Annotated in this window: 18 protein-coding genes; 8 read left to right on the top strand and 10 right to left on the bottom strand. The window is 73.3% G+C overall.

Annotated features, from left to right (window positions below):
* Positions 1-23: 23 nt before the first annotated feature.
* Positions 24-737: an alpha/beta fold hydrolase gene (locus ACQEVB_RS03010; protein ID WP_432964583.1), complete on the bottom strand. Its 714-nt coding sequence runs from the start codon at positions 735-737 to the stop codon at positions 24-26.
* A 54-nt stretch (positions 738-791) separates the two neighbouring features.
* Between ACQEVB_RS03010 and ACQEVB_RS03005 the strand changes: the two genes are divergently transcribed.
* Positions 792-1,625, top strand: coding sequence for an AraC family transcriptional regulator (locus tag ACQEVB_RS03005; protein ID WP_432964581.1), 834 nt, complete (start codon positions 792-794; stop codon positions 1,623-1,625).
* A 77-nt stretch (positions 1,626-1,702) separates the two neighbouring features.
* On the opposite strand, the gene ACQEVB_RS03000 is transcribed toward ACQEVB_RS03005, so the two are convergent.
* Positions 1,703-2,710 (bottom strand): PA containing protein, encoded by a 1,008-nt coding sequence (locus ACQEVB_RS03000; protein ID WP_432964578.1) that lies wholly within the window; start codon positions 2,708-2,710, stop codon positions 1,703-1,705.
* Positions 2,711-2,883: 173 nt separating this feature from the next.
* Here ACQEVB_RS03000 and ACQEVB_RS02995 point away from each other — a divergent pair, with 173 nt between their 5' ends.
* The gene (locus ACQEVB_RS02995; RefSeq protein ID WP_432964575.1) at positions 2,884-3,972 is read left to right on the top strand and encodes an adenosine deaminase; all 1,089 of its coding nucleotides are present in this window, start codon (positions 2,884-2,886) and stop codon (positions 3,970-3,972) included.
* Positions 3,973-3,978: 6 nt separating this feature from the next.
* Here the strand turns inward: ACQEVB_RS02995 and ACQEVB_RS02990 are convergent, their stop codons facing one another.
* On the bottom strand, positions 3,979-5,370 hold the full coding sequence (locus tag ACQEVB_RS02990) for an ArnT family glycosyltransferase (protein WP_432964572.1): 1,392 nt from the start codon (positions 5,368-5,370) through the stop codon (positions 3,979-3,981).
* A 131-nt stretch (positions 5,371-5,501) separates the two neighbouring features.
* Here ACQEVB_RS02990 and ACQEVB_RS02985 point away from each other — a divergent pair, with 131 nt between their 5' ends.
* Both ACQEVB_RS02985 and ACQEVB_RS02980 read left to right on the top strand, forming a co-directional pair.
* Entirely contained in the window at positions 5,502-6,668 is a 1,167-nt protein-coding gene (locus ACQEVB_RS02985) for a sensor histidine kinase (protein WP_432964569.1), read from the top strand.
* Complete coding sequence (locus ACQEVB_RS02980; protein ID WP_432964566.1) at positions 6,665-7,315, top strand: response regulator; 651 nt, start codon at positions 6,665-6,667, stop codon at positions 7,313-7,315. Before ACQEVB_RS02985 ends, ACQEVB_RS02980 begins: the two co-directional genes overlap by 4 nt.
* A gap of 97 nt (positions 7,316-7,412) precedes the next feature.
* Here the strand turns inward: ACQEVB_RS02980 and ACQEVB_RS02975 are convergent, their stop codons facing one another.
* The 3 genes from ACQEVB_RS02975 to ACQEVB_RS02965 are packed head-to-tail and all read right to left on the bottom strand — an operon-like array spanning position 7,413 to position 9,992.
* Positions 7,413-8,666 carry a primosomal protein gene (locus ACQEVB_RS02975; RefSeq protein ID WP_432964564.1) on the bottom strand — a complete coding sequence of 418 codons (1,254 nt, stop codon included), beginning with the start codon at positions 8,664-8,666 and terminating at the stop codon, positions 7,413-7,415.
* A 25-nt stretch (positions 8,667-8,691) separates the two neighbouring features.
* Complete coding sequence (locus ACQEVB_RS02970; protein WP_432964561.1) at positions 8,692-9,570, bottom strand: aldehyde dehydrogenase family protein; 879 nt, start codon at positions 9,568-9,570, stop codon at positions 8,692-8,694.
* A gap of 23 nt (positions 9,571-9,593) precedes the next feature.
* Entirely contained in the window at positions 9,594-9,992 is a 399-nt protein-coding gene (locus tag ACQEVB_RS02965) for a RidA family protein (RefSeq protein ID WP_432964558.1), read from the bottom strand.
* Between the two features lie 101 nt (positions 9,993-10,093).
* Here ACQEVB_RS02965 and ACQEVB_RS02960 point away from each other — a divergent pair, with 101 nt between their 5' ends.
* A complete protein-coding gene (locus ACQEVB_RS02960) occupies positions 10,094-10,264 on the top strand; it encodes a hypothetical protein (protein WP_432964555.1) in 171 nt (56 codons plus the stop codon).
* 3 nt (positions 10,265-10,267) lie between these two features.
* On the opposite strand, the gene ACQEVB_RS02955 is transcribed toward ACQEVB_RS02960, so the two are convergent.
* The 3 genes from ACQEVB_RS02955 to ACQEVB_RS02945 form a co-directional block, all read right to left on the bottom strand.
* Positions 10,268-11,698, bottom strand: coding sequence for an aldehyde dehydrogenase family protein (locus tag ACQEVB_RS02955; protein WP_432964552.1), 1,431 nt, complete (start codon positions 11,696-11,698; stop codon positions 10,268-10,270).
* Positions 11,695-12,636, bottom strand: a complete 942-nt coding sequence (gene deoC, locus ACQEVB_RS02950; RefSeq protein ID WP_432980091.1) for a deoxyribose-phosphate aldolase — start codon at positions 12,634-12,636, stop codon at positions 11,695-11,697. The genes ACQEVB_RS02955 and deoC overlap by 4 nt, the downstream gene beginning before the upstream one ends.
* Before the next feature lie 413 nt (positions 12,637-13,049).
* The gene (locus ACQEVB_RS02945) at positions 13,050-13,283 is read right to left on the bottom strand and encodes a hypothetical protein (RefSeq protein WP_432964549.1); all 234 of its coding nucleotides are present in this window, start codon (positions 13,281-13,283) and stop codon (positions 13,050-13,052) included.
* Positions 13,284-13,624: 341 nt separating this feature from the next.
* Between ACQEVB_RS02945 and ACQEVB_RS02940 the strand changes: the two genes are divergently transcribed.
* Entirely contained in the window at positions 13,625-14,524 is a 900-nt protein-coding gene (locus tag ACQEVB_RS02940; protein ID WP_432964546.1) for a haloalkane dehalogenase, read from the top strand.
* Positions 14,525-14,532: 8 nt separating this feature from the next.
* Here ACQEVB_RS02940 and ACQEVB_RS02935 read toward each other — a convergent pair whose 3' ends face one another.
* Positions 14,533-15,915 carry an MFS transporter gene (locus ACQEVB_RS02935; protein ID WP_432964543.1) on the bottom strand — a complete coding sequence of 461 codons (1,383 nt, stop codon included), beginning with the start codon at positions 15,913-15,915 and terminating at the stop codon, positions 14,533-14,535.
* Positions 15,916-15,973: 58 nt separating this feature from the next.
* On the opposite strand from ACQEVB_RS02935, the gene ACQEVB_RS02930 reads away from it, so the two are divergent.
* Together ACQEVB_RS02930 and upp are read left to right on the top strand one after the other, a co-directional pair.
* Complete coding sequence (locus tag ACQEVB_RS02930) at positions 15,974-16,402, top strand: winged helix-turn-helix transcriptional regulator (RefSeq protein ID WP_432964540.1); 429 nt, start codon at positions 15,974-15,976, stop codon at positions 16,400-16,402.
* A gap of 914 nt (positions 16,403-17,316) precedes the next feature.
* Entirely contained in the window at positions 17,317-17,940 is a 624-nt protein-coding gene (upp, locus tag ACQEVB_RS02925) for a uracil phosphoribosyltransferase (protein WP_432964537.1), read from the top strand.
* Positions 17,941-17,944 lie beyond the last annotated feature (4 nt).

Below are 17,944 nucleotides of genomic sequence, written 5' to 3'. Positions count from 1 at the left end.
ACGTCACACAGGTTGCGGCCGCCTCACACAGGTTGCGCGGTGTGTGCGGTGGCCGCGCGCTGTGTGACGTCGGGGCCGGCGAGCAGGAGCGAGGCGACCGCATCCGGAGCTTCCTTCATCGCGTCGTGGCCCGTCGGGAGGTCGTGCACCTGCCAGCCCGGGTCTTGCACCAGGCGCGCGCGGACCTCGGTGAACGGGCTGCCGTCCCAGCCCGAGCAGAAGACGAACTCGCGACGCGGCACCCGCTCGGCAACGCCCGTGAGCCGGACCGCCTGCACGAACGACGCCAGCGGGTGCGGGCGGGTGCGCGGGTCGGAGCCGGCCGGCGGCTGCACGGAGAAGCCGGTGGCTGCCGCGCCGGCGATGAACCGCTGCCGGTAGCGCTCGGTCGTCGCCGACCAGCACGACTCGCCGTCGCGCGGCACGTAGGCGTCGAGGTGGACGAGGCGCGACACCCGTCCGCCGGCACGGTCGGCCGCCGCCGCGATCACCATCCCGCCGTAGCTGTGCCCGACCAGCGTCGCGTCGGTGATCTGCGCGCGGTCGAGGAGCCGCAGCACGTCGTCGGCGTGCGTGTCGAGGTTGGCGGCAGCGACCGTCGCGACGTCGTCGTCGGGTCGCAGCCCGGTCGGGGTCAGCGCGTGCACGGTGTGCCCGGCCTGCTCCAGCAAGGGAGTCACCGCCTCGAACGACCAGCCACCGCGCCAACCACCGGGAACGAGCACGAACGTCGTCATGCCGTCAGCTTGACCGGCCTGCCGAGTGGCCGACCACCGATAGAATGCCAACCGATGCCCGCTCGCCGCCACGCTCCCGACGGCGTGGCGTCGTCCGTGTGGCCGTCGGGTGGGCGGCACCTGTGGCCGTCCGGCGGGGTCGGCTCGGAGCAGGCGCACGCGCGCGGCCACCTCGTCTACGCCGCGCGCGGCGTGCTGGCGGTGCACACCGAGCGCGGCACGTCGATCGTGCCAGCCGACCAGGTCGCGTGGACGCCCGCCGGGTTCGCCCACCGCCACCGCGCCCACGGCGACACCGACATGCGGATCGTCTTCCTCCCGCCCTCGCTGGCCCGGCTGCTGCCGGACCGTCCGGCCGTGTTCCTGGTGTCCGACCTCGCCCGCGAGGTGCTGCTCGCCCTCACCGGCCCCGCCGGAGCCGGCTACCGCCGGTCCGCACGTTCACGCCTGCAGCGGGTGCTCGTCGACGAGGTGCACGAGGCCGACCAACGTCCGTTGCACCTGCCCGAACCTCGCGACGACCGGCTGCGGGCCATCGCCCGCATCCTGTCCGCGAACCCCGCCGACACCGCGTCGCTGGCGGAGCTCGGGCGGGCCGTCGGCGCCAGCACCCGCACGCTCAGCCGGCTCTTCCGCAGCGAGCTCGGCATGACGTTCTACGAGTGGCGCACCCAGCTGCGCATCTACCACGCGCTCGTCCTGCTCGCGGACGGCCACGACACCACCCGCACCGCCGCCGCCTGCGGATGGGCCAACCCGAGCGGGTTCATCGCGGCGTTCACCGCGGTCGTCGGCACGACGCCGGGCCGCTACCGGACGCGTGGCAGCCGCTCACCCGCGGACGTCACACACCGCGCGGCCACTTCACACACCGCCCAACCTGTGTGACGTGGCCGCGCGCTGTGTGACGCCGGAACGACGAAGGCCGGACCCGTGGGCCCGGCCTTCGTGGTGACTACGACGGATCAGTCGTCGGGATCGTCGACGATCGTGTCGGCGGCGCTCGCGCCGTTGGAGCTCTTCACCGCGACCTTGCGCGACCGGCGGGCGGCCGGGCGGGGCGGGGGCGGCGGCTGCTGCACGCCCGGGCCGCGGCCCAGGATGAGCTCCGCGAACGTGGCCATGGCCTCGTCGAGCTGGCCGGCGGTGCGCCGCTCGCTCTCCTCGTTGGCGCGCGCCACCAGCGACTTGATCGACGGGGTGTCGGGACGAGCCTCGAGCGAGGAGTCGATGCTGCCGAGCCGCTTCTCCAGGTCCTGCTCGATCGCGTCGAGCCGGCCGGCGAGCGTCTCCAGCTTGGCGGTGATCGAGTTCAACGGCTCGGTCGGGTCGACGGCCGGGCGGGCCGCCAGCTCCTCGAGGCGCCGGTGCAGACCCACCGAGGTGTCGCCCAGCAGGTTGCGCAGGCCCTCGCCCGTCTCGTCGACGGACGACGCGGTGGCCGCGAGCTGCTCCCGCACGAAGCGCTCGACCTGCTCGATGCGCTCCTTGATGGGCGTGCCGACCGAGGTGGGCATGGCGTCGAGCCGCATCTCGTGGCGGTCGAGCCGGTTGTCCAGGTCGTCGAGGCGCTTGTGCAGGCCGCCGAGGCGGTCGTCCAGCCCGTCCATGCGGCCGGAGATGCCCTCCATGCGCCCGGCCATGCCGTCGAGGCGGCCGTCGAGCTGGGCGAACGACTTGGCCAGCTTGTCGGGCAGCGCCTCGATCGCGCGGCCGATCGACGCGACCGCGGCGTCCTGTGCGTCGAGCTTGGCGACGGTCTCGTCGAGCCGCTCGGCGAGCACGCTGACCTCGGTGCGGTCCGGCAGCTCGGACAGCCGCTTGCGCATCGTGCCGAGCGCGTCGAGCGCCGCGAGCCGGGCGTGGATCTCGTCGAGCGAGTCGAAGATCTGCTGCTGCTCGCTGTCGCGGATCTCCGCGGCACGCATCAACATGCCGCGCATGCGGTCGAAGGAGACTGCGTCGTTGCTCATGGGCGGGGGAGCTTCCTCTGAGCCGGGGGTTGCACCAGTCGTGCGACACAAAGCGTATCGAGCACCGCAGAGCGTTCGCAGGCACCCCCATTCGAGTGGCCATTACGCCGATCGGAGCACGCCCGATCGGCCTGCTCTCCGCCCGGTTGCGTGATGTCCTAGCGTGGCCGATTGTGGCTGTTCCGCTGACCACGGACACGATCCGTGATGCGCCGAAGGTACTTCTGCACGATCACCTGGATGGCGGGTTACGGCCCTCCACGGTGATCGAACTCGCCGACCGTTTCGGTTACACGCAGTTGCCCCCGGGTGACTCGAACGTGCTGGGCGAATGGTTCCACGCCGCCGCCCACTCCGGCTCGCTGGTGCGCTACCTCGAGACGTTCAGCCACACCGTCGGCGTCATGCAGCACGCCGATGCGCTGGTCCGCGTCGCCGCCGAATGCGCGGAGGACCTCGCCGACGACGGCGTCGTCTACGCCGAGGTCCGCTTCGCCCCCGAACTGCACACCGAGCAGGGTCTCGCGCTCGACGCCGTCGTCGAGGCGGTGCTGGAGGGGTTCCGGCAGGGCACCGCCAACGCGCGGGCCCGCGGGCGGCGCATCCGTGTCGGGTGCCTGCTCACGGCCATGCGGCACGCGGCCCGCTCGCTGGAGATCGCGGAGCTGGCCGTGCGCTACCGCGACACCGGCGTCGTCGGGTTCGACATCGCCGGCGCCGAGGCCGGGTTCCCGCCCACCCGTCACCTCGACGCGTTCGAGTACATGCGCCAGCAGAACGCGCACTTCACCATCCACGCCGGCGAGGCCTTCGGGCTGCCGTCGATCTGGGAGGCGCTGCAGTGGTGCGGCGCCGACCGGCTCGGCCACGGCGTGCGCATCGTCGACGACATCACCGTCGACGACGACGGCAACGCGCAGCTCGGCCGGCTCGCCGCCTACGTGCGCGACATGCGGATCCCGCTCGAGATGTGCCCGACGTCCAACATCGACACCGGCGCGGCCAAGTCGATCGCCGAGCACCCCATCGGGCTGCTGGCGAAGCTGAAGTTCCGGGTCACCGTCAACACGGACAACCGGCTCATGTCCGGGGTCTCGATGACCAGCGAGCTCGCCGCGCTCGTCGAGACGTTCGGGTACGACTGGGCCGACCTGCAGTGGTTCACGGTCAACGCGATGAAGTCGGCGTTCCTGCGCTTCGACGAGCGTCTGGCCCTGATCAACGACGTGATCAAGCCGGGGTACGCGGCGCTGCAGGCGTAGGCCCGCCTACCGGGTGCGGAGGCCCGGCCACCACTGCCCCCACGAGCCGCTGCGTTCGCTGCACCGCCACACCTGCAGGCCGTCCCCGGGCAGTTCGGCGCACGACCCGAAGTGCTCGGTCAGCGCCGGCGGGGGTGCGTCGAGACCGAGCCAGAGCACGTCCGTGGCGGAGTCCGGGGGCGGGGCGAAGTAGCCGTAGCCGCGGTGCGGGCTCCACGTCGGCACGCCCCGGCTCTCGACGGCCGCGGCGAGCGGGTAGATCTGGGCCAGCACGACGGTGTGCGCGCGGTCGGTGGCCGGCACCGTCGCCCAGGCGGCCGCGCCGGCGGCGGCGGCGGGCAGCATCGACCGCTCGCCCTCCTGCATCCCGTGCGCGGGGAGGCCGGGGGCCGCCTCGATCACGGACTGCGGCAGCACCGGCACCGTGACGAGCACCCCGGCCGCGGAGACGACCGCCGCCACGCACCCGACGACGCGGGCGACGCCGGTCCAGCGGCGGACCGTCACCGCACCCAGCGCGGCGAGCGCCGGCACCAGCGACAGCACGTAGTAGGAGCGGCCGTGCAGCGCGAGGACCGCGACGATCACCAGCGCCCCGGTGACGGCGAGCCACGCGTGCGGGCGCGGCGGACGCACCAGCCCGAGCACGGCGAGCCCCAGGCCCGGCAACCCGAAAGCCAGCGCAGCGCCGGCGGCGAAGCCCACCGGCCCCTCGAACTCGGCCCGCACCACCTCACCCATCTGCAGGTACGGCCAGCCGTGGGCGGCCTGCCAGAGCAGCGTCGGCACGGCCATCGCGACCGCGACCAGCCCGCCGACCCACAGCGCCGGCCGCCGCAGCAGCTCCCGCGGCCCGCACAGCGCCACCGCGACGACGACGGCCGCCCACAGCGCCGGAACGAGGAACTTCGTGTTCAACGACAGGCCGGTCACGACGCCGGCGACCAGCAGCAGCCGGTCGTCGCGCACGCGCACCCAGCGCGCCACGAGCCAGAGGATCACCGTCCACCACAGGGGGTCGAGAGTGTAGGTCCCGAGCCAGTGGCTGAAGATCGACACCTCCGACACCGCGACGGCGACGGCCGCCCACACCTGCGCGCTCCGGCTGCCGCCGAGCTCCCCGGCGATGGCCGCCGCCAGCACCACCATCGCGGCGGCGCCGAGCGTGACGGGCAGCCGGAACACCAGCAGCGAACCCGGCGCCAGCCGGTCGAGGGCCGCGGCGAGGGCGGGCACCAGGGGTGGCTGGTCGAAGTACCCCCACGCCAGGTGCTCCCGCCCGGCCATCAGGAAGTACAGCTCGTCGAAGAAGTACGTGCCGCGGGTGCTGGCCACGGCCAGCACGGCACCGACGGCTGTGGCGATCGCGAGGACCGGGCCGCGGGCGAACGTCGTCATGATCCCGATGCAACCGTTCTGACCTGCTCCGATGGCAGCACTGCCAGTCGGGCGGGGGTACGACGGAAGTAGGTGTCGACCCCCTCCCGAGGTCGTGCCCGGACCGCGGTGGCCGGGCTACCGTGATGATCGTGCGGAACTGGCGGCGGATCGCGGTGGGCGTCCTCGTCGTGCTGTACGCATCGCTCCTCGCCGCCGTCGACCTCCTGGTCTACGTCCTGGGCTCGCGGACGACCGGCCCATGGGGGCCGGAAGCCGGGCTGGCGCTGCGGCTCGCGCTCGACATCGCGCTCCTCGCCGTCCCGCGCTTCCCGTTCGTCGTGGCCGGGCTGGTGGTCGCCGGTTCGGTGCTCATCCAGGTGTCCGAGCTGGTCTCGCCGGGGGTGCTCGTGCCGACGCCGGTGCTGACCGGCGACCCGCTCACGCTGGGCACGGTCGGCGCGCTGATCTACACCCTGTGGAGCCGGTTCCCGCGACGCCGCGCCACGTGGGCGGTGACGGCGGCGCTGGTGCTGCTGGCGACCCGGCCGTGGACGCCGGCGTGGGACACGATCCCCCTCGGCCTGCTCTACACCGTGGTGCCGGCGCTGCTCGCCCGCTACTTCGCCGCGCGCGCCGAGCTGCTCGCCGAACTGCGCGAGAAGGCTGCGCGGGCCGCGGAGGAGGGGCGCGCGGAGGAGCGGGCCCGGCTCGCCGCCGAGATGCACGACGTCGTCACCCACCGGGTGAGCCTGATGGTGCTGCAGGCGGGCGCGCTGGAGGTCACCGCGCGCGACCCGGCCACCCGCGCAGCCGCGGCGGGGCTGCGCGAGGCCGGCCGCCAGGCCCTCGACGAGCTGCGCGGCATCGTCGGGGTGTTCGGCGGCGAGCGCGAGGGCGCCTCACCCGCCGTCGGGCCGGCGGCGCCCCGCACCGACCTGGCGGAGCTCGTCGACGCCTCCGTCGCCGCCGGGGTGGAGGTGCGCCTGCACCGCAGCGGCGACGCCGACGGCGTACCGGTCGCGGTGGCCCGCACCGCGCACCGCGTGGTCCAGGAGGCGCTGACGAACGTGCACAAGCACGCGCCGGGAGGAGAGGTGTGCGTGGACGTCCGCTACGCGCCGGACGCGGTGACGGTGCTCGTGGAGAACACCGCGCCCACCGCGGCGGCCGATCCAGCGCTGGCCGGCTCCGGTTCCGGCCGGGGCCTGCACGGCCTGCGCGAACGCGTCGAGCTGCTGGGCGGGGAGCTGCACGCCGGCCCGCGCAGCGGCGGCGGGTTCGCGGTGCGGGCGCAGCTGCCGGTGGTGCCGGCATGACCGTGTCCGTGCTCGTCGTCGACGACGAGCCGATGGTGTGCGCGCACCTCTCCACCATCCTGGGCGCCGCCGACGGCATCGAGGTGGTGGCCACGGCGTCCGACGGTGCCGAAGCCGTGGAGGCGGTGCTGCGGTTCCGTCCCGACCTGGTGCTGATGGACCTGCGCATGCCCGGCGTCGACGGCATCACCGCCACCTCGCGGATCACCGGCCGGCCGGACGCGCCGCCCGTCGTGGCGCTGACGACGTTCGACGGCGACGAGCACGTCCACCGCGCGCTGCGCGCCGGGGCGGCCGGCTACCTGCTCAAGTCCACGCCGCCGGACGAGCTCGTCGGCCTGGTGCGGGTGGCGGCGCAGGGGCACACCGTGCTGTCGCGGTCGGCGGCCCAGAAGCTCGTCGGGCGCTCGGCGTCGCAGGCGTCGGCGCGGCGGCGGGCGTTGGCCCGTCTGGAGGCCCTGACCGACCGCGAGCGCGAGGTCGTGGCCCTGCTCGGCGAGGGCTGCTCCAACGCGGAGGTCGGCAAGCGGCTGTTCCTCACCGAGGCAACGGTGAAGGGGTACGTCTCGCGCGCGCTGGACAAGGTCGGCGCGAGCAACCGCACCCAGCTGGGGTTGCTGGCCCGGGAGGCGGGGCTCACGCCGTAGCCGGCCGGGCGAGGTGGCCGTGATCAAGGGCAGAATGTCGTTCCGGCATCGATCAAGAACGACCTTCTGCCCTTGATCACCGCAAACCCCGAGCCGCTCAGTGCGGGCGCAGCCGGGCCACCAGGTCGTCGGTCAGCTCGCGGAACCGCTTCGACTCCGCCGTGAACGGTGGGCTCGGCGCCAGCCGCGTCGGGTCGGGCCGCACCAGGAACGACACCAGCCAGCCCAGCGGCTGCGATTCCGCGAGCGCCCGGCGGGCCTCGTCGTCGCCCACCCAGTCGCCGACGTCGACGAGCAGCTCGCACGCCAGCTCCAGCTGGGTGGCGTCCACGTCGAGCGTGCCGGCGGCGATGTCGGACGCGAGCCCGACGAGGGAGTAGGAGTTCATGTCCTCGACGGTGACGTCGAGATCGCCGGACGTGGCCGCGTCGACGACCTCCGGCCAGGTCGACGCGACGGCGAGCGCGTTCGCCTCGTCGGACTCCTCCACGATCCAGCGCAGCAGCGCACGCCCGTTCGGGAAGACGTCGATCCTGCCGCCGCTGCCGAGGAAGACCGCCTTGTCGTTGAGGTAGCAGCGCAGCGACACGTACTCGGCGGTGTCGGTGGCGATCCGGATCGGGTCGATGCCGACCTCCTCCCAGAACGTGGGCGTGCGCTCACCCGCCGGCTCCGCGTCGTCGTCGAGCTCGTCCTCGTCGTCGGAGGCGTCGACCGCCGCTGTCGCCGGGTCGGCGTCGGCGACCGCGACCTGCTGCGCGGCGAGCTCCTTCTCCGCTGCCGCCAGCGCCGCCGCGTCCACGGACGGTGTGCGCACCAGCCCGTCCAGCGCATCGACGACCTCGTCCCAGCGCTTGGCCACGACATCCACGAGCTGGGCCCACAGCCGCGCGCCCTCACGGCCCGCGAACGGCAGCGTGCCCTGGTGCAGCATCCCGAACGCCGGTGCGGCGCCGAGCACCTCGTCGACGGCGTCGAGCTCGCAGACCTCCGCGATCGAGCGCAGCATGTCGGTGATCTCCGACAGCTCCCCGATCGTCCACGTGTCGGGGTCCTCGGCGACCACCTCCGGCACACCGATGATGTCGTAGCTGCGGGTGTCGTCGGGGATCAGCTCGTCGACGCCCAGCTGCGGCACCACCGACCACGACGGGTGGTCGAGCAGGTCGTGCCCCGTAGCGGTGCGCACGAAGGCCGCGAGCTGGGTGACCTCGGGAAAGGCGAAGAGGTTGTCGTCGTCACCGAGGAACGCCTCCCACTCCTCGCCGTCCTCGCGCCACCGCGGCGCCCACAGGGTGACGAGGTCCCCGTCGGTGAGGGAGAGCTGGATCGGGACGATGTCGCTGGCCACGGCGGACCAGCGTAGTAGGCCCCGTTCAGCGCCCGACCGGGTGCCAGACCGTCTTGATCTCGCAGTACGTGCGCAGCCGCGCGAGCGACGGCACGGCGGTGGGATCCGGCTCGGTCGCCGGGCGGGGCAGCACCCGCTTCACCGACGCGGCGGCCGCCTCCTCCAGCGTCGCCGCAGCGTCCTCCGGCGCGCCGACCAGGTCGATCGCGGCGACGTCCTCGTGCGCCGCGAGCCACGGACCCAGCTCGGCCGCGCTCCCGGTGAGCAGGTTCGCGACGCCGCCGGGCACGTCGGACGTCGCGAGCACCTCGGCCAGCCCGATCGCCGGCAGCGGCCGCTCCCACGACGACACCACCACGGCCGTGCAGCCGGCGGCCAGCACCGGCGCGAGCACGTCCACCAGGCCGAGCAGCGCCGACTCCTGCGGAGCCAGCACCGCCACCACGCCCGTCGGCTCCGGGGTGGAGAAGTTGACGAACGGGCCGGCCACCGAGTTCACCGAACCGAGCACGCTCGCCAGCTTGTCCGTCCAGCCCGCGTACCAGACCCAGCGGTCGATCGCGGCGTCGACGAGCGACGTCGCCCTGCGCCGGCTCACGCCCTCCGCCGCGACGACGTCGTCGGCGAACTGGTCGTGCCGCGCCTGCATCATCTCCGCGACCCGGTAGAGCACCTGCCCGCGGTTGTAGCCCGTCGCCCCCGCCCAGCCCCTGCCCGCGGCCACCGCGGCGGCGACGGCGTCGCGCACGTCCTTGCGGGACGCCTGCGCGGCATGCGCGAGCAACGCCCCCTTCGTGCTGTGCACCGGGTAGCTGCGGCCCGACTCGGAGCGGGGGAACGCGCCGCCCACGTAGAGCTTGTACGTCTTCGCGACGGGCACGCGGGCGTCGGTGGGGGTGCTCACGGGGCGAGGCTACCCGCGGTTGGTCAGTCCGCCACCAGCGCGTACGCCTCGATCTCCAGCAGGAACTCCGGCCGGACCAGCCCGGCGACGATCACCGCCGAGCTGGCCGGCGGCCGCTCGACGTCGATCACCGCGTCGCGGGCCGCGCGCACCGCGGGCAGCTGTGCGCGGTCGGTGAGGAAGAACGTCAGCTTGACGACGTCGGCGAACGTGGCGTCGGCGGCGGCGAGGCAGCGACCGATGTTGGCGAACACCTGGGTCGCTTGGGCGGCCGGGTCGTCCGCGCCCACCAGCTCGCCGTCTTCGTCCAGGGCCACCTGGCCGGAGATCGCGACGAGCCGCCCGCGGCCGCTCACCACATGGCTGTAGCCGGTGCCCGGCGCGACCCCGGCCGGGTGGACGACGTGCTGGAGATCGGTCATCCGTCCATCCTGGACGCGCGGGTCACGGAACGACATCGGGCCCGGCGATCTTCGGCCGGCGGCCTCATCCTGGTGCTCCCGCACCTGTGAAGGAGCCTCCCGTGACCGCTCTGATCGCCGCCGTCCTGTTCGGCATCGCGCTGATCTTCCAGTTGTTCTCGATCAGCCTGTCCGTCATCACGGCACAGGTGCTGATCACGGCCGGGTTGCTGTGCGTCGCCCTGTACCTGGCGGGCGTGGGCAGCGCGCGCCGCTCCTACCGGCGCCGCTGAGCGTCAGGCCTTCAGGTAGGCCGCGAGCCCGGCCCGGCCACCCTCGCGGCCGAACCCGGACTCGCGGTACCCGCCGAACGGGCTCGCCGGGTCGAACCGGTTGAACGTGTTGGTCCACACCACGCCGGCACGCAGCCGCTGCGCCGTCCAGAGCGCCTTGGCGCCCTTCTCGGTCCAGACGCCCGCCGAGAGCCCGTACGGCGTGTTGTTGGCCTTCGCCACGGCCTCCTCCGGCGTGCGGAAGGTCAGCACCGACAGCACCGGCCCGAAGATCTCCTCACGGGCGATGCGCATGGTCTGCTCGACGCCCTCGAACACCGTCGGCGGGAAGAACAGGCCGCGCTCGGGCAGCGGGCAGGAGCTGGTCCAGCGCTGGGCGCCCTCGTCGTCGCCGGACGCGGCGAGGTCGACGATCCGGTCCAGCTGGGCGCGCGAGTTGATGGCGCCGACGTCGGTGTTCTTGTCCAGCGGGTCGCCGACGCGCAGCGTCTCGATCCGGGCGTGCAGCAGCTCGGCGAACTCCTCGGCGATCGACTCCTGCACCAGCAGCCGCGACCCCGCGCAGCACACGTGACCCTGGTTGAAGAAGATCCCGTCGACGACGCCGTCGACGGCCTGGTCGAGCGCCGCGTCGGCGTACACGACGTTGGCGGCCTTGCCGCCCAGTTCCAGCGTGAGCCGGCGACCGGTGCCGGCGAGGCGCCGCTGGATCTCCCGGCCGACCTCGGTGGAGCCGGTGAAGGCGACCTTGTCCACCTCTGCCCCGACGACGGCGGCGCCGATGTCGCCTGCGCCCGGCAGCACGTTGAGGACCCCCGGCGGCAGCCCGGCCTCGGCGGCGATCTCGGCCAGCACGAGCGCGGTGAGCGGGGTCGTCTCGGCCGGCTTCAGCACGATGGTGTTGCCGCACGCCAGCGCCGGCGCGACCTTCCACGCGGCCATGAGCAGCGGGAAGTTCCACGGGATCACCGCGCCGACGACACCGACGGGCTTCGGCGCCGGCCCCAGCCCCGCGTACTCGAGCTTGTCGGCCCAGCCGGCGTGGTGGAACAGGTGCGCCGACGCCGTCGGCACGTCGACGTCGCGGGACTCGCGGATCGGCTTGCCGTTGTCGAGCGTCTCCAGCACGGCCAGCTCGCGCGAGCGCTCGGCCATGATCCGGGCGATCCGGTACACGTACTTGGCCCGTTCGGCGCCCGGCATCGGGCCCCACACCTGCTCGTAGGCGCGGCGGGCGGCGGCGGTGGCCCGCTCGACGTCGGCCGTCGATGCGCTGCCGACCTCGGCCAGCACCTCCTCGGTGGCCGGGTTGATCGTCTTGAGCGGCTCGCCGCCCCCGTCGACGAACTCGCCGTCGATGAACGGGCGGTAGGTCGGCTGCAGGTTGGCGATCGCGGCGTTCTCCAGGGCCGGTGCGTAGGTCCAGTCCATCACGCGCTCCCGATGTGGTCGGCGCCCACGTAGTGGCCGGTGAGCTGGAAGCGACGCTGCCGCAGCAGGTCGTTGAGCAGGGAGGAGGCGCCGAACCGGAAGAGGTCGGGGGTGAGCCAGGCCGGCCCGGCGACCTCGTTGACGGCGACGAGGTGGCGGATCGCGTCCTTGGCGGCACGGATGCCGCCTGCCGCCTTCACCCCGCGGTACTCGCCGGTGAGGCGGTGCCAGTCGCGCACCGCCTGCAGCATCACCTGCACGACGGGCAGGGTGGCGGCCGGGCTGATCTTGCCGGTGGACGTCTTGATGACGTCGCCGCCGGCGAGCAGCGCGAGCCAGGAGGCGCGGCGCACGTCGTCGTAGCCGGCGAGCTCGCCGGTCTCGAGGATCACCTTCAGGTGGGCGCTGCCGCACGCCTCCTTCACCGCGACGATCTCCTCGTACACCTCGGCGTAGCGGCCGGTGAGGAACGCGCCGCGGTCGATCACCATGTCGATCTCGGTGGCGCCGGCCTCGACGGCGAGCCGGGTGTCGGCGAGCTTGACCTCCCGCGACGACCGCCCCGACGGGAACGCCGTGGCCACCGCGGCGACCTTCACCCCGCTGCCGGCCAGTCGCTGCACGGCGAACCCGGCCAGGTCGGGGTAGACGCAGACGGCGGCGACCGGCGGCACGTCCGGGTACTCGGGGTCGGGGCGGCGGGCCTGCGCGCACAGCGCGGCGACCTTGCCGCGGGTGTCGGCGCCTTCGAGCGTGGTCAGGTCGATCATGGAGATCGCCAGGTCGATGGCCTGGCGCTTGCTCGCCTGCTTGATGCTGCGGGTGGCCAGCGTGGCCGACCGGCGCTCAAGTCCCACCTGGTCGACGCCCGGCAGTCCGTGCAGGAACCGCCGCAGGGAACGCTCGTCGGTGCCGACCTCGACGCCGCCGCTTCGCGGCACGGCGTCAGCGGTGGGCCGGGGAGCAGGAACGGTGCTCGTCACGGGGAGCGAGTCTAGGCCGAGCGTGCCACCCGCGGGGTTGCCTCAGCCGCGCGGGAGCTTGTGGACGGCGAGGCGTGGCGTCCGAGCGTTGGTCGCGCGCCCCCGGTGGGGGAGTCGTGTTCCGGGGAGGTCTCGACCGCGCCCCCGGAGGGGAGTCGCGTTCCGGGAGGTGTCGCCCGCACCCCGGGAGGGGGAGTCGGGTTCCGCGGAGGTTTCGCCCCGCACCGCCCGGTGGGGAGTCGCGTTCCGGGAGGTCTCGCCCGCACCCCCGGGAGGGGGAGTCGCGTCCCGGGGAGGTCTCACCCGCACCCCGAAAGTTGTGGGAGCGGAGCGAGCACAACTTTCGGGCCGCCGGAGCGGAGCGGAGGCAATTAAGCAGAGTGCAGCCGGACGACCCCCACGGTCACGTCTTCCAGTCCACCGCGGTCGAAGTCGCGGCGCAGTTGATCAGCTTTGATGGTGGCGGTGAGCCCGTCGAAGGGCCCGTGTGCGTCGACCTCGCCGGTCTGTGGGTCTACGGCGAGAACGACGTATCCGTCGCATTGCGTGAGCTTCTCCGCCGCGGCAACGAGCGTCGCCTCGTCGGATGTCGAGTTCTCCGGCACCGGATCACCTCCTGGTCATGTAGTACAGCGTCGGCGGGCCCTCCGGCGTCACAGTGTTTGGTCCAGACCACCCGTTCGGGTCAGGGTGAAAGATCTCAGCGGTCACCTGGCGTGCTCGATGCCGGACGTTGCGTTCTGCATCGACGCGTTCGTGCGAGTTCTGTGGTGATGTCAGTACTCATCGTGATCAACCGGGTGATCGGTTCGTGAGCCGCTCGGACGGCCCGCCGGTCCTTCGCGAGCGGTCCTGGCGGCGTGGTCCGGCCGCGTGTCGCTGCGGTCGCACTGATCGCGGTAGGTGATCAACCCGCGGTGCGCGGCCGGGCTGGGAGGATCGACCGATGCGCATCCTCCGCACCCCCGACGAGCGATTCGCCGATCTCCCGGACTTCCCCTGGGCGCCGCAGTACGCCGAGGTCCCCGATCCCGACGGGGGCACCCTGCGCATGGCGTGGGTGGCAGACGGGCCCGACGACGGACCGCCGGTGCTGCTGTTGCACGGCGAACCGACCTGGTCGTTCCTGTACCGGACGATGCTGCCGGTGCTCGCGGCGGCCGGGCTGCGCGCGATCGCGCCCGACCTCGTCGGGTTCGGCCGCTCCGACAAGCCTGCGGATCGCGGGGACCACAGCTACGCGCGGCACGTCGAGTGGGTGCGTGCCCTCGCGTTCGACGTGCTGGACCTGCAGGGCGTGACCGTCGTCGGGCAGGACTGGGGCGGGCTGATCGGGTTGCGCCTGCTCGCCGAGCACCCCGAGCGGTTCGCGGCGTGCGTCGCCGCGAACACGGGCCTGCCGACCGGCGACCGGGACATGCCCGAGGTGTGGTGGCGGTTCCGGCGGGCCGTCGAGACGGCGGAGGTGCTCGACGTCGCCCGGCTCGTGCGCTCGGGCTGCAGGACGCCGCTGTCCGCGGCCACGTTGGCCGCCTACGACGCGCCGTTCCCGGACGAGACGTTCAAGGCCGGGCCGCGGGCGATGCCGACGATCCTGCCGACGCGGCCCGACGACCCCGCCACCGTCCCGAACCGGGCGGCGTGGGACGTCCTGCGCGAGCTCGACGTGCCGCTGCTCTGCGCGTTCAGCGACGGCGACCCGATCACCGCGCCCATGCTCCCGCTGCTGCAGGCCCTGCCCGGCGCCGCCGGTCGGGAGCACCCGACCATCACCGGCGCCGGACACTTCCTCCAGGAGGACGCCGGCCCGGCGCTGGCCGCGGAGATCGTCCGGTTCGTGCGGTAGGGGAAGGCTCAGGCCGGTGCGGGTACTCGGCGCCGGATACCGCTCGCCACCACCACCGCGCCGAGCACTGCGCCGGCGATCGCCACCCAGAGGCCCGCGCGCAGGGCCTCGACCGTGAGCGTCGCGTCGGCGGCCACCACGACGGCCGTCACGACGGCGAGGCCGATCGCGGTGCCGAACTGGAACGACATCGTGAGCAGCGCGCTGGCCAGCCCTTCCTCGCTCTCGGCGGCGCCGTCCGTCGCGGCGATCGACAGTGGTCCGTAGGCGAGGGTGAACGCGATGCCGAGCAGCACCATCGACGGGAGGACGTCGACGAACCCCCAGTCCGGTCGCAGCGGGGTGAACGCCAGGTAGGAGCCGACGGCCGAGGTGAGCCCCGCGGCGGCCACCGGCAGCACGCCGAACCGGCGGACGAGCAGCGGCGTCAGCGTCGGCGCGAGCACCGCGTCGATGCCGGCGACGGCCAGGGCGAGCCCCGTCTCGACGGACGTCCAGCCGCGCAGTTCCTGCAGGTACAGCACGACCACGAACTGGAACCCCATCATCGGCCCGACCAGCGCCGCCGCGCCGAGGTTGGCGCGCACCAGCGCCGCGCTGCGCAGGATGCCCAGCCGCATCAGCGGCGTCCGCGACCGGCGCTCGACGAGCACGAACGCGGTCAGCAGTGCGGCGGCGACGGCGAGCGTGCCGATGGTGACGAGGGGCGACACATCCGGCGCGTGCACGATGCCGAGCACGAGCGCGAGCATCCCGGTGGTCAGGGTGGCGGCGCCGGCCAGGTCGAGGTCGCGCAGCCGTGTGGGCGCCGCGCCGTCGCGGGGGAGCAGCACGGCCGACGCGCCCAGCAGCGCCGCTGCGAGCAGCACCGGAGCGAAGAACACCCATCGCCAACCCAGCGCGGTCAGCAACCCGCCGGCCACCATGCCGAGCGAGAAGCCGCCGGCCCCGACGCCCGCGTAGACGAGCATCGCGCGGTTGCGCTCGGCGCCCTGCGCGAACAGCGTCAGGATGATCGAGAGGCCGGCGGGGGTGAGGAACGCGGCGGCCACGCCCGTCGCGAACCTGGCCACGATCAGCATCCAGGGTTCCGTGGCGAGCCCGCCCAGGCCGGAGAACGCCACGAACACCACCAACCAGGCGAGGAACATCCGCCGCCTGCCTAGCAAGTCGGCGGCCCGCCCGCCGAGCAGCACGAACCCGCCGTAGCCGAGCACGTAACCGCTCACCACCCACTGCAGCTCCGCCGTGCCGAGCCCCAGCTCGGCGCGCATCGCGGGCAGCGCAACTCCCATCATCGAGACGTCGATCCCCTCGAGGAAGATCGCTCCACACAGCACCGCCAGCACAGCCCACCTGCGCAGGCTCTGCTCGGCCACGGACACCGCCACTGCATCCCCCTTGGTTCCTTCTGGTAACTGACCACATGATCTGTCACCATCAACCGTCGTGGAAGAAGGCACTTCCGAGGAACCCGGTTCCTGCGCGGTGACCGAGCCGTGGGACCCGCACCAGTGGGACACCCGCGAGGACTGCCAGGTCCGCCAGATCCTCGACCGCATCGCCGACAAGTGGTCGCTGCTCGTGATCGCGCTGCTGGAGTCGCGGTCGATGCGGTTCACCGAGCTGCGCCGCGCCATCGACGGGGTCAGCCAGCGGATGCTCACCGTCACCCTGCGGCAGCTGGAGCGCGACGGGCTCGTCCGCCGGACCGTCCACCCCGTCGTCCCACCCCGGGTCGACTACGCCCTCACCCCGATGGGCGCGACGCTGCACCGCACCGTCCAGGCACTCGTCGTGTGGACGGAGGAGCACCAGATCCAGATCGCCGAGGCCCGCGCGGCGTACGACGACCGGGAGCGCGCAGCCGTCGGCTGACACGTCCGGACGGCGGCCGGCTGGTTCTGACGACGTCGGCGGCGACCATCGCTGGGACGTCGACCAGGTGCGCGAGCAGCTGTCCGCCGGCAACGCGCGGCCGCGCGACCGATAGCGGGTCGCTGGGCGCCGCTTCGCGGCCGTATCGGGCGCGCGTGGACCGGGCTGCGCCGATCATGGGCAAACTGTTGCTGGCGGAGATCGTTTGACCGCGGTTTGCCCATGATCGCGGGCCAGGGCCGCGGCCGCCGCGGTCACCCGCCCCCGCAGGGACGGTGATCAAGGGCAAAAGGTCGTTCGGGGCGCCCGGCGAGCGACCTTTTGCCCTTGATCGGCGCGCGTGGGCCGGGGTCGGGGCCGGCCGGTCGCCGCGCCGCCCGCCGCCGCGCCCCCCGCCGCCGCGCCGCCCGCCGCGGCGCACGCGAGCCACACCACCCCCAGCCTTCGCCGATCATGGGCTAACCGTTCCCAAGAAGATCGTTCGCCCACGTTCTGCCCATGATCAGCAAACTGAACCCCCGAGAGCACGGAACCTTTCGCCCATGCCCGAAACGATCGGGCCGACCCCGGCGCGCAGTGGGGTGGACACCGCCATGGACGCCTTCGACGCGCGCCGCTACGGCGAGGGCTGGGCCGACGTCTTCGACGAGCTGGGCCGCAGTTCGTCGCGTTCAACTCGATCTTCGCGCTGGGTTCGCAGGACGACCAGGTGCGGTTGTTCGCCGACGCGGCCACCCATCTGCGCCCCGGCGGCCGGCTCGCGCTGGAGACCGTGGTGCCGCGGGAGCCGCTGCCCGGGCCGTCCGCCGTCGGCGGCGGTGACCAGCCCACGACGCAACCCCTGAGTTCACGGGAATCCTTCCGGTCCGCCTACCGCGGCCGACGCCGCGTGGCGGTCCTCTACGGTTCGCGTCATGGACGTCCGCGTCGTCGATCATCCGCTCGCCAAGGCCCGCCTGTCCACGATGCGCGACGCGCGCACGGACAACGCCACCTTCCGCGCCGCCCTGCGCGACCTCACCCTGATGCTGATCTACGAGGCCACCGCCGACGCGCCGGTGGCGACCGCGCCGCTGCACACCCCGGTGGCCCGCACCACGGGCTACCGGCTGGCGAACCCGCCGCTGCTGGTGCCGGTGCTGCGCGCCGGTCTCGGCATGGTGGACGCGGCGCAGGCGCTGATGCCGGAGGCGCAGATGGGGTTCGTCGGGCTGGCCCGCGACGAGGAGACCCACCAGCCGACGCCGTACATGGAGTCGCTGCCGGAGACGCTCGCCGGCCGCCCGGTGTTCGTGCTGGACCCGATGCTCGCGACCGGCGGCTCGATGGTGCACACCATCAAGCTGCTCACCGACCGCGGCGCCACCGACGTCACGTCGATCTGCGTGCTGGCGGCCCCGGAGGGCATCGCGCACCTGGAGAAGAGCGGGCTGCCCGTCCGTGTCGTGACGGCGAGCGTCGACGAGCGCCTCAACGACTCGGCGTACATCGTCCCCGGGCTGGGCGACGCGGGGGACCGCCAGTTCGGCGCCGTGTGACGGG

Origin of the sequence: Pseudonocardia sp. CA-107938, assembly GCF_050936315.1 — a bacterium.
In the GTDB taxonomy this organism is placed as follows: Bacteria; Actinomycetota; Actinomycetes; order Mycobacteriales; family Pseudonocardiaceae; genus Pseudonocardia.
Note: the sequence above shows the minus strand (reverse complement) of the source record. Positions and strands in the feature narration are given on the sequence as shown.

What these genes read in the sequence shown, in the direction of transcription:
- ACQEVB_RS03010 (WP_432964583.1), bottom strand. Translation starts at nt 737, where the DNA reads ATGACGACGTTCGTGCTCGTTCCCGGTGGTTGGCGCGGTGGCTGGTCG.
- ACQEVB_RS03005 (WP_432964581.1), top strand. Translation starts at nt 792, where the DNA reads ATGCCCGCTCGCCGCCACGCTCCCGACGGCGTGGCGTCGTCCGTGTGG.
- ACQEVB_RS03000 (WP_432964578.1), bottom strand. Translation starts at nt 2,710, where the DNA reads ATGAGCAACGACGCAGTCTCCTTCGACCGCATGCGCGGCATGTTGATG.
- ACQEVB_RS02990 (WP_432964572.1), bottom strand. Translation starts at nt 5,370, where the DNA reads ATGACGACGTTCGCCCGCGGCCCGGTCCTCGCGATCGCCACAGCCGTC.
- ACQEVB_RS02980 (WP_432964566.1), top strand. Translation starts at nt 6,665, where the DNA reads ATGACCGTGTCCGTGCTCGTCGTCGACGACGAGCCGATGGTGTGCGCG.
- ACQEVB_RS02965 (WP_432964558.1), bottom strand. Translation starts at nt 9,992, where the DNA reads ATGACCGATCTCCAGCACGTCGTCCACCCGGCCGGGGTCGCGCCGGGC.
- ACQEVB_RS02940 (WP_432964546.1), top strand. Translation starts at nt 13,625, where the DNA reads ATGCGCATCCTCCGCACCCCCGACGAGCGATTCGCCGATCTCCCGGAC.
- upp (WP_432964537.1), top strand. Translation starts at nt 17,317, where the DNA reads ATGGACGTCCGCGTCGTCGATCATCCGCTCGCCAAGGCCCGCCTGTCC.